The organism is Pseudoalteromonas sp. Isolate6 (genome assembly GCF_022398435.1).
GTDB lineage: Bacteria > Pseudomonadota > Gammaproteobacteria > Enterobacterales > Alteromonadaceae > Pseudoalteromonas > Pseudoalteromonas galatheae.
The window spans coordinates 1-8,423 of record NZ_JAKEVK010000198.1; the positions used below are offsets into that span (position 1 = coordinate 1).

Here is an 8,423-nt window from a genome sequence, read left to right on the forward strand (position 1 = left end):
CTTATATATAGATGAGCCGACTTAATTATCACCACCTTTACTACTTTTGGCAGGTTGCTAAGATTGGAAATTTGACTCAAGCAGCTAAAGAGTTACATGTTTCGCAGTCTGCACTCTCTTCGCAAATCAAACAGTTAGAGCATAATATCGGGGTATCGCTATTTGAACGCGTAGGCCGTAGTCTAATGCTCACCAATCAGGGTAAAAAGGTGCTGAGCTATGCCGATGATATTTTTACCACAGGTCAAGAACTCGAAGCCTTGTTAAGCAAAGGCGTGCAGTCAACCACCCATGTAACTATCGGGGTGTTGACCACTCTGTCACGTAACTTTGTAGAAGCTTTTATTAGTCCTTTGATGCGACGCAGCGATGTGCAATTTAAGTTAAAGTCAGGCAGTATTTCTGAGCTGCTCAACGGCTTAACCAATTATGAGCTGGACTTAGTACTTACCAACAGAACGATTAACCTAGATACTTCAGACCCCTACTGGCAGTGTCAACTAGTTGCAAAGCAACCGCTTGCGATTGTTGGCCCACCTGCACTTAAACCCAGCACACAGTTTCCACAAGGTTTTGAAAAAACACGCTGGATCTTGCCACCCGCCAATTCAGATTTACGCACCGCATTTAATGCACTATGCGCTCAGCATCAGTACTTTCCCAACATTTTGGCAGAGGTCGACGATATGGCGATGATGCGACTACTGGCACGAGACAGTGGCGCGGTGGCCGTTTTACCTGCCGTAGTAGTAAAAGACGAAATAGCCCAAGGGGTACTACAGCAGTATCAGGAACTGCCTAATATTTATGAGTATTTTTATGCCATTTCAACACAGAAAAAGGTTGTTCCTGAAGCGATTAAAATCCTGCTGCAAGAAGCGCATGACAAGTCCACACATTTTTAAGCTTACTGATTTTTATTCACCTGGAAGTATTAGAAAATCACGTTTTATTTCTGATTTTTAACTTAACCCATATTAACGTAAGAAAATTGGCCTAAGCACTTGACCAATTGATGTTTCTTTAGCAAGCTGAAACTATAGGATAAAAATTCGACGAGGCAGTTATCGTGTTCAAGCTTGCGCACAATGGCAATATCTTAATGGATGTGAAGTCAGCTTCACCGCCAAGTGCTGCGTTTGTGATCGAAGCCCTTGAAAAGTCGCAATTTGCTGATTGCGAAATCGATCACGACTCGATTAAGGCCTTTTTCCAAAGCGACTTTCCTGAAAGTCAAATTGTGGTTGCTAAACAGCATGATGCAAAATTTGAAGTTACCTTAAGCGACGATAAAATGCAGGCCTTTGGGCAGCTTAAAACTGCTCGTGGTGGTAAAGCAATATCATTAGAAGAAGCGAAAAAGATCATAGTTAAAGCAGGCGTAAGCCGTGGCTATAAGCAAGCCTACCTTGAAAATATCCTACGTAAACAATTTGAAATTCCACCTGGTGAAGAAGCATCTGGGTTAATCGCCCAAGGTAGACCACCGCAAGACGGCCAGTCAGCCAAATTACTGCCACATATACAAACGCTAAAAGAACGACTTAAGCAGCCTAGAATGCGTGAAGATGGCACCGTTGATATGCGTGACTTTGGCAAGCTTGCAAGCGTTTCTCCTGGTGATTTACTGGTGACTCAAAAACCTGCTACGCCGGGTAAAGAAGGCTTTACTGTAACCGGTGAGAGCATTGAAGCAAAACCCGGCGATTCGTTCCAGCTTGTAGCGGGTGAAGGTACTGAGATCAACCCTAGTAATCCACTAGAGCTTATTGCTACTATCGCAGGTTGCCCCTCTGATATCACCAACGGTATGCGCGTTGATGACGTATTTACCATTGCCGACGTCACAGTAAAAAGTGGTCACGTCGACTTTAATGGTAGTGTAGTAGTCACCCATAATATTGAACCTGGTATGCGCGTAACCGCCCAAGGCGATATCACAGTGCTCGGCACGGTGGAATCTGGAGAACTTACCGCTGGTGGTAACATTGAGGTACGAGGTGGCGTGATCGGCCACGTTGACCATCAAAATAATGAGCAAGGCTTAACCTGCAAACTTATCGCCAAAGGCAATGTTGAGATTGCCCACGGCCAATATACTTACCTTGAAGGCGATAACATTATTATCAACAAGCAAAGCAACCACTGCGACATTAAAGCGCAAAAGCTGATACAAGTTGGTACAGGCGAACAACCGAGTGGCAAGTTGATAGGAGGCTCAATCATTGATGCGCAAATGGTAGTTGCAGGTGAAATTGGCAGTGAGTCTGGCGCTAAAATGATGATTTATCTGGCACGCAAAGGTCTTAAAATCACCCAAGAAACTGACACTCTGTTCAAAGAAGTCGCCGCTACCAATGATTCTTTAGACCAATTACAGCAAGCGATTGAAAAAGCGGAGTTAGTAAAAGATGCTGCTAAAAAGCAGCAACTCAAAACTAAAATTGGCGCAACACAAATGCACTACTGCCAGCAAGCCGAGCACCTTGAGCAAAAGCTCAGTCAACTTGATCACGACTTACACGATTTACTCGACAACACTAAGCTTGCGGCAAATAAAGCGCTTCATTCAGGGGTTGAAATCCACATCTTTGACCGGGTGCATAAAACAACTCGCAGTTATCCCCCGTGCTCAGCAACGCTACAAGAAAACCAAGTTAAGATAGACTTTAAAACCGCCGGCTCCTAGCCAGCACTTTGCCTTAGCGCTGACATTTAGAACAATACACTGTGCTGCGCTGTCCTAGGCGTATCTCTTTTAATGGTGTTTCGCAGCTCACGCAAGGCTCACCTTTGCGACCATACACCAGCAACTCTTGGGCAAAATAACCCGGTTTGCCATCACTTTGGGCAAAGTCTTTAAGTGTAGTTCCCCCTTGCTTGATAGCTGCACTTAAGGTTTCCTTGATGATCGGTGTCAGTACTTGGTAGCGTTTAAGTGAAATTTTACCTGCTTCTTTTTTGGGATGGATCCCTGCTTTAAACAAAGATTCATTGGCATAAATATTACCCACACCAACCACCACATGATTATCCATAACAAATTGTTTAATCGGCTGCTTTTTGCCTCTGCTTTTTTCAAATAAATATTCTGCAGTAAAAAGCTCAGTCAACGGCTCAGGACCCAGCTTTTCAAAAACGCTATGATCTTCACCCACACCTTGCCATAAAAAGGCTCCAAAGCGACGCGGGTCGTTCAATCTGAGCGACTTACCTGAGGCCAGAATGATCTCCACATGATCATGCTTTTTTAGTGGCTCCGCGCCATCAACAACACGTAAGTTCCCTGACATCCCCAAATGCAAAATCGCAGTGCCATGCTTGGATTCTATAAGCAAATATTTTGCCCGACGCTTAACCGCAAGCACCTTCTCACCCTCAAGCAATTGCACTTCCTCTGGTACAGGCCACCTCAACTTACCATTGTGTACTTTTACGCATTGAATAATATGTTGCTCTAAATACGGTTGAATGCCTAAACGGCTCACTTCGACTTCTGGTAACTCAGGCATAATTCACTCTATTACTGTGTGGTATTACAATTCTATCGGTAAAAATAATGCTTTGGCTTGCTCAGTATCGAGTTCAAACCAACGCTGTTGTTGTTTATCAAATAATACAAAGCCATTATCGCTTGGATACAGTTGATAGCTGAGCGGAAGCTCTTGAGTTGCCAGCCAAAACTGCGCAGCAGTGAGCGCGGGCTCCAACTGCTTTGGCGCCTCAACAACCAATAGCTGTAAACTCTGCCATTTGGCGACAAGCGCACCTAGGGTATCTTCACTAAAGGTCTGGTTTGAGCCTTGCGGTAGCTCTATACGCCAGCTTGTACCAATACGTTCAATTTTATAGCCAGGAAATGCCACGGTTAGGACAAAACTTTGTTCTGGTAGCACAGCTTGTATCTTTGCTTTGTCGTCGCTGGGATTCAATTTATAGTGGAGTCCGTTGAGAAAAAAGATCATCAGTAACATGGAAAAGATCACCACGTTATTCCACGCCTTACGGCTCATTTGAATCATACCCATCTCCTAAGCGTTTGAACGGTTAGTGTATAATACTAATTTGCATTTATACATGCTCAATTAGCCCTTGCTCGCCGAGGCGATTCCGCCTAATTTAACAATCTGTCATTACCGCACCCTATCTACGCCAAATTGCGCATTTACACTATTTAAATGGCAAGTTATTTTGCTAGAATGTGGGCAAAATTTTAAGGAGTTCCGTCAATGGCAATGTATGTAGTGGGTCATAAGATCCCTGATTCAGATTCAATTTGCGGTGCAATCGCACTTGCTTATCTAAAAAACCAAATTGGTGAAGAAGCGATCCCTACGCGCTTGGGTGAAGTCTCACCAGAGACTCAGTTTATTCTTGACCGCTTTGGTTTTGAAGCACCAGAGCTTAAGATGAGCTATGCTGGTGAAGATGTGTATATCGTTGATCACACTGAAAAAACACAAGCACCAGACGACATCGATAAAGCAACTGTGGTTGGCGTAGTTGATCACCACAAACTAGGCGACCTTACGACTTCAACACCACTTGAGTGTTGGATCCGCCCTGTTGGCTGTAGTAACACGATTATTAAAATGATGTACGACTTCTACGATGTAGAAATCCCAGCAAATATTGCTGGGATCATGATGTGTGCAATCCTAAGCGACACAGTCATCTTCAAATCACCAACTTGTACTACTGCGGATATTAAATGTGTTGAAGCACTTGCAAAAATCGCGGGTGTTGATGATGCAAAAGAGCTTGGCATGGAAATGTTCAAAGTGAAGTCAGCAGTTGAAGGCACACCAATTCGTGACTTGGTCATGCGTGATTTCAAAGACTTTAACATGAATGGTAACCTTGTTGGTATTGGCCAGCTTGAAGTAGTTGATCTTGCTGTATTTGATAAGATCAAAGATGAGCTACATGCCGATATCGCGAAATTAAAAGAAGAAGGTAATCGCCACAGTGTGATGCTGCTACTTACTGATATCATGAAAGAAGGCTCACAAATGCTGATCGCTTCTGATGATGAAACGATCATCGCAAAAGCATACGACGTTGAGCCTGAAGCAAGCAAAGTATGGTTAGACGGTGTACTGAGCCGTAAAAAGCAAGTTGTACCACCATTGCAAGACGCATTTGCTGGTTAATACTGTCCGCCGAGGTGAACGCCTCGGCTGTTTTTTATGCTGCACCTCACTCCGGGTATATTCGCTTCTTTTGTCAAAGACTTGAATGCCGCGTGCCATTCACATCACCTTATTCAAATCAACCTGCCCTTGAGCGACTGTATCGCACAAGTCGGTGACAAGACGCTATTTGGCCCAAGCGTAATTGCAGGCGGCGTAGAGCATAGCTTAAAAATGACCTCAGGATGGGTAATATTAGTCGAACCAAAAAGCTTGTATGGTAAGCAACTCCAGAGCAACGGCTGTGCAGCAATCAAGATAAGTACTGCACCAAAGAGCAATGCCAAGCTTGCCGAGTTAATACGCACAGTAGGGCTTACCGAGCTCCCGACGACGGCTCTAGATCCACGAATTGGCAGTGTATTGACGCAATTAGATGCATGCTTTAACGCACAAACTTGCCTTAAACCCAATCACTTTAGCGCCAATACGATTGCCGAGTCACTTTATCTCTCACCAAGTCGCTTTTTACACCTTTTTACCGAGCAAGTGGGGATAGCGTGGCGACCTTATGTGCTGTGGCGCAGGCTGATCTGCTCAGTTGTTGCCATACAGCAAGGCAACAACCTTACACAAGCTGCCATGCTCGCGGGGTTTGCAGATAGCGCTCATTTGAGCCGTACATTTAAACGGCAGTTTGGCATCACACCGACTGAGGCATTAAAAACACAAAGCACTATAAACTAAGCCTTCGGTTTATTACCTTGTTTATAAGCTTCACCAATCAACTTGACCATAGGCAGCGACGATATGGTTAATACGACAAGAAAAATAATCGAATGAACAATCATCTCATCGACCGTATAGCCAATACGAAACTGAATAAATGCCTGAAGCTGAATGTAAACATTAGCAGCAACAAATAGTGCTAAGGACACGCTCCAAAACCACACATCCGTGATAGGACGCTTACCATAAGCGACGCAAAAGGCACCAAATACATTTAAGAGATCTGCGACCAATAACACAATCCCAGTAAACATGCTTGATTCTATTGCTAAATGATCCGGCAGCGTAAATGCATCATAGATTGAGGCAATAAACGTCAGTAGTAAGAAATAAAATAAGACTTTCCATTTCATGCAAGCAACCCTTCATAACCGTAATATATATCATCGCAGTCATCTGGTCGCTGCTTCCGTGCTTTTTCAGTACATTCCTTATCAACAATCTTTGTTGTTTTTCTCATAGGATCCTTCCCTAAATACAAAATAAAAAAATCTAATTGTACACCCATTAACTAACTATGAATTTAGCCAGTTTATTCAAGCTTAGTTGCCTAAGTTGTATCACACTGCTACCAAAATAGGAGCATAACCATGAAGCAATTTTTAGTAACTACCCCCTTAGTTGATTATCAACATTCAGAGATCCAAAGTTTAATAGAAGCAAAAAATTGGCGGCAACTTAATGCGATCACGGCAACGGAGCAAATCTATAACTTTGTCAAAGACGACATTGAATTTGGTTATAGTGAGACAGATACACTAACTGCAAGCCAAGTGCTTAAGCAAGGCTATGGACAATGTAATACCAAAGGAACATTATTGGTTGCACTACTAAGGGCTTGTGATATTCCAACACGAGTTCATGGATTTGAGATAGCAAACGATCTAAAGCAAGGGTTAATTCCTACCCAACTGACATGGTTTGCCCCAAAAAGTATTATCCATAGTTGGGTTGAGGTTTATCTAGAGGAGCGCTGGGTAGAGCTTGAAGGTTACATAATAGATGACGGCTACCTTAAACAGGTTCAGCAACGGTTTTCAATGGCAAAAAACTTTACTGGATTTGGTATTTCCACTCTCTGTTTACAGCAACCCAATAATCGCTTTTCGTTAAATGGTGCATATATTCAAAAGCAAAGTATCACAAGCGATTTAGGGGTTTTTACAAATCCAGATACGCTTTATCAGCAACACAAAAATCTAACTGGCATCAAGCAGTGGTTGTATGCTCACTGCTTGAGACATTGGATAAATCTTCGAGTAAAACGCGTAAGGGCCGGGCGCTTCAACTGAATTCAAAATAGCAACCTAGCCGTAATTGTTGCTGGCATATTTAAAACCACAGCTACTGCGCAAGTATCACGCAGTTACGGCCTGAGGCTTTGGCTTGATACACCGCATGGTCTACTGCTTTTAACGAATGACCAAACGGTAAGTTGGTATTGACTTCAGCAACTCCAAAACTTGATGTAATGGCTATCTCCCCAGACGGTGTGGAAATAACCGCGAGCTCAATTTCCCGTCGCAAGCGCTCGGCAATCACCATTGCAGAGTTTACTGGTGTGTTAGGTAACAGCACGATAAATTCTTCGCCGCCTAAACGACACATGCAATCTTCTAGCCTTAGGGTATTCACACAGATTTCGGCAAAGCTTTTAAGCACTAAATCACCGGTTTCATGGCCGTGGTTATCGTTGATATTTTTAAACTGATCTATGTCTAGCATCATCATACTAAATGGATGATCAAAGCGTGCATGACGACTAATCTCACGTTTTGCATTATCCATTAAAAAGCGCCGATTACTTAATCCAGTGAGCGGATCTTTAAATGCCATATCTGTGAGTTGCTGCTGTAGCTGCCATAGCTCTTTAACCAATAATCGGCGACTGCAGCAATCTGCTATCATCTCCGCAAAAGCAATTTCATCTTTGTGCCATGTGCGTACACCATTATTTCCTTCACAACACACCACCCCGTGTGGAATACCATTTTTAAAGATCACAGTATCTAACATGGTTACTATGTGATTTGGCGTTAAATAACACTCTTGAAATTCAGATGTTCTAGGATCCGCAGCCGCGTCGTTCGCATTTATTGATTGTCCGCTGTTAATTGCAGAAAAATAAGCTGGAAAGTTCTCATACTTTAAGGCCGGTAGTTGCATAGGTAATTCATCACCCTGCCAATCCGTGTTTGCAACATTGATAAGCTCAGAAGGTTTGTCGAGATCATCAAATAACCAGACAGAAACTCGAGTGACGTCTAAGGTAAGCTTACCTTCATCAAGTAAATCAATCAGGAAGCTTTGAAATGTTCCCGATACATCAAGTTCTTGCGAGCTGAGCCTTCTAAGCCTTTGCGTAACATTGCTAAAGTTCTTCAACATAATACGAAGATTTTATTCTTTTCCACTAGCATAACGCGCCATAATTTTTAAGCATAGTCTTAAATACTAGAATTAACCTATGTTTAGGAATATTTTCACACGATTATGTTATAA

At 43.0% G+C, this 8,423-nt stretch carries 9 protein-coding genes; 5 read left to right on the plus strand and 4 right to left on the minus strand.

Annotation, left to right across the window (positions count from 1 at the left end; genetic code table 11):
• The first annotated feature begins 11 nt into the window (after nt 1–11).
• Nucleotides 12–905: a LysR family transcriptional regulator gene (locus L1D50_RS19030; RefSeq protein WP_128728696.1), complete on the plus strand. Its 894-nt coding sequence runs from the start codon at nt 12–14 to the stop codon at nt 903–905.
• A 164-nt stretch (nt 906–1,069) separates the two neighbouring features.
• Nucleotides 1,070–2,689 carry a FapA family protein gene (locus L1D50_RS19035; RefSeq protein ID WP_239966616.1) on the plus strand — a complete coding sequence of 540 codons (1,620 nt, stop codon included), beginning with the start codon at nt 1,070–1,072 and terminating at the stop codon, nt 2,687–2,689.
• 13 nt (nt 2,690–2,702) lie between these two features.
• Here L1D50_RS19035 and mutM read toward each other — a convergent pair whose 3' ends face one another.
• Complete coding sequence (gene mutM, locus L1D50_RS19040) at nt 2,703–3,512, minus strand: bifunctional DNA-formamidopyrimidine glycosylase/DNA-(apurinic or apyrimidinic site) lyase (protein WP_138524329.1); 810 nt, start codon at nt 3,510–3,512, stop codon at nt 2,703–2,705.
• A gap of 24 nt (nt 3,513–3,536) precedes the next feature.
• Nucleotides 3,537–4,022 carry a hypothetical protein gene (locus tag L1D50_RS19045; protein ID WP_138524331.1) on the minus strand — a complete coding sequence of 162 codons (486 nt, stop codon included), beginning with the start codon at nt 4,020–4,022 and terminating at the stop codon, nt 3,537–3,539.
• 207 nt (nt 4,023–4,229) lie between these two features.
• On the opposite strand from L1D50_RS19045, the gene L1D50_RS19050 reads away from it, so the two are divergent.
• Both L1D50_RS19050 and L1D50_RS19055 read left to right on the plus strand, forming a co-directional pair.
• Nucleotides 4,230–5,153 (plus strand): manganese-dependent inorganic pyrophosphatase, encoded by a 924-nt coding sequence (locus tag L1D50_RS19050; RefSeq protein ID WP_128728700.1) that lies wholly within the window; start codon nt 4,230–4,232, stop codon nt 5,151–5,153.
• A 36-nt stretch (nt 5,154–5,189) separates the two neighbouring features.
• A complete protein-coding gene (locus L1D50_RS19055; RefSeq protein WP_128728701.1) occupies nt 5,190–5,879 on the plus strand; it encodes an AraC family transcriptional regulator in 690 nt (229 codons plus the stop codon).
• Here L1D50_RS19055 and L1D50_RS19060 read toward each other — a convergent pair.
• Entirely contained in the window at nt 5,876–6,274 is a 399-nt protein-coding gene (locus L1D50_RS19060; protein ID WP_128728702.1) for a hypothetical protein, read from the minus strand. The two genes, L1D50_RS19055 and L1D50_RS19060, sit on opposite strands and share 4 nt — an antisense overlap.
• A 237-nt stretch (nt 6,275–6,511) precedes the next feature.
• Here L1D50_RS19060 and L1D50_RS19065 point away from each other — a divergent pair, with 237 nt between their 5' ends.
• A complete protein-coding gene (locus tag L1D50_RS19065; RefSeq protein WP_128728703.1) occupies nt 6,512–7,213 on the plus strand; it encodes a transglutaminase family protein in 702 nt (233 codons plus the stop codon).
• Nucleotides 7,214–7,265: 52 nt separating this feature from the next.
• On the opposite strand, the gene L1D50_RS19070 is transcribed toward L1D50_RS19065, so the two are convergent.
• Entirely contained in the window at nt 7,266–8,309 is a 1,044-nt protein-coding gene (locus L1D50_RS19070; RefSeq protein WP_128728704.1) for a sensor domain-containing diguanylate cyclase, read from the minus strand.
• Nucleotides 8,310–8,423 lie beyond the last annotated feature (114 nt).

What these genes read in the sequence shown, in the direction of transcription:
- L1D50_RS19030 (WP_128728696.1), top strand. Translation starts at nt 12, where the DNA reads ATGAGCCGACTTAATTATCACCACCTTTACTACTTTTGGCAGGTTGCT.
- mutM (WP_138524329.1), bottom strand. Translation starts at nt 3,512, where the DNA reads ATGCCTGAGTTACCAGAAGTCGAAGTGAGCCGTTTAGGCATTCAACCG.
- L1D50_RS19045 (WP_138524331.1), bottom strand. Translation starts at nt 4,022, where the DNA reads ATGATTCAAATGAGCCGTAAGGCGTGGAATAACGTGGTGATCTTTTCC.
- L1D50_RS19050 (WP_128728700.1), top strand. Translation starts at nt 4,230, where the DNA reads ATGGCAATGTATGTAGTGGGTCATAAGATCCCTGATTCAGATTCAATT.
- L1D50_RS19055 (WP_128728701.1), top strand. Translation starts at nt 5,190, where the DNA reads ATGCTGCACCTCACTCCGGGTATATTCGCTTCTTTTGTCAAAGACTTG.
- L1D50_RS19060 (WP_128728702.1), bottom strand. Translation starts at nt 6,274, where the DNA reads ATGAAATGGAAAGTCTTATTTTATTTCTTACTACTGACGTTTATTGCC.
- L1D50_RS19065 (WP_128728703.1), top strand. Translation starts at nt 6,512, where the DNA reads ATGAAGCAATTTTTAGTAACTACCCCCTTAGTTGATTATCAACATTCA.
- L1D50_RS19070 (WP_128728704.1), bottom strand. Translation starts at nt 8,309, where the DNA reads ATGTTGAAGAACTTTAGCAATGTTACGCAAAGGCTTAGAAGGCTCAGC.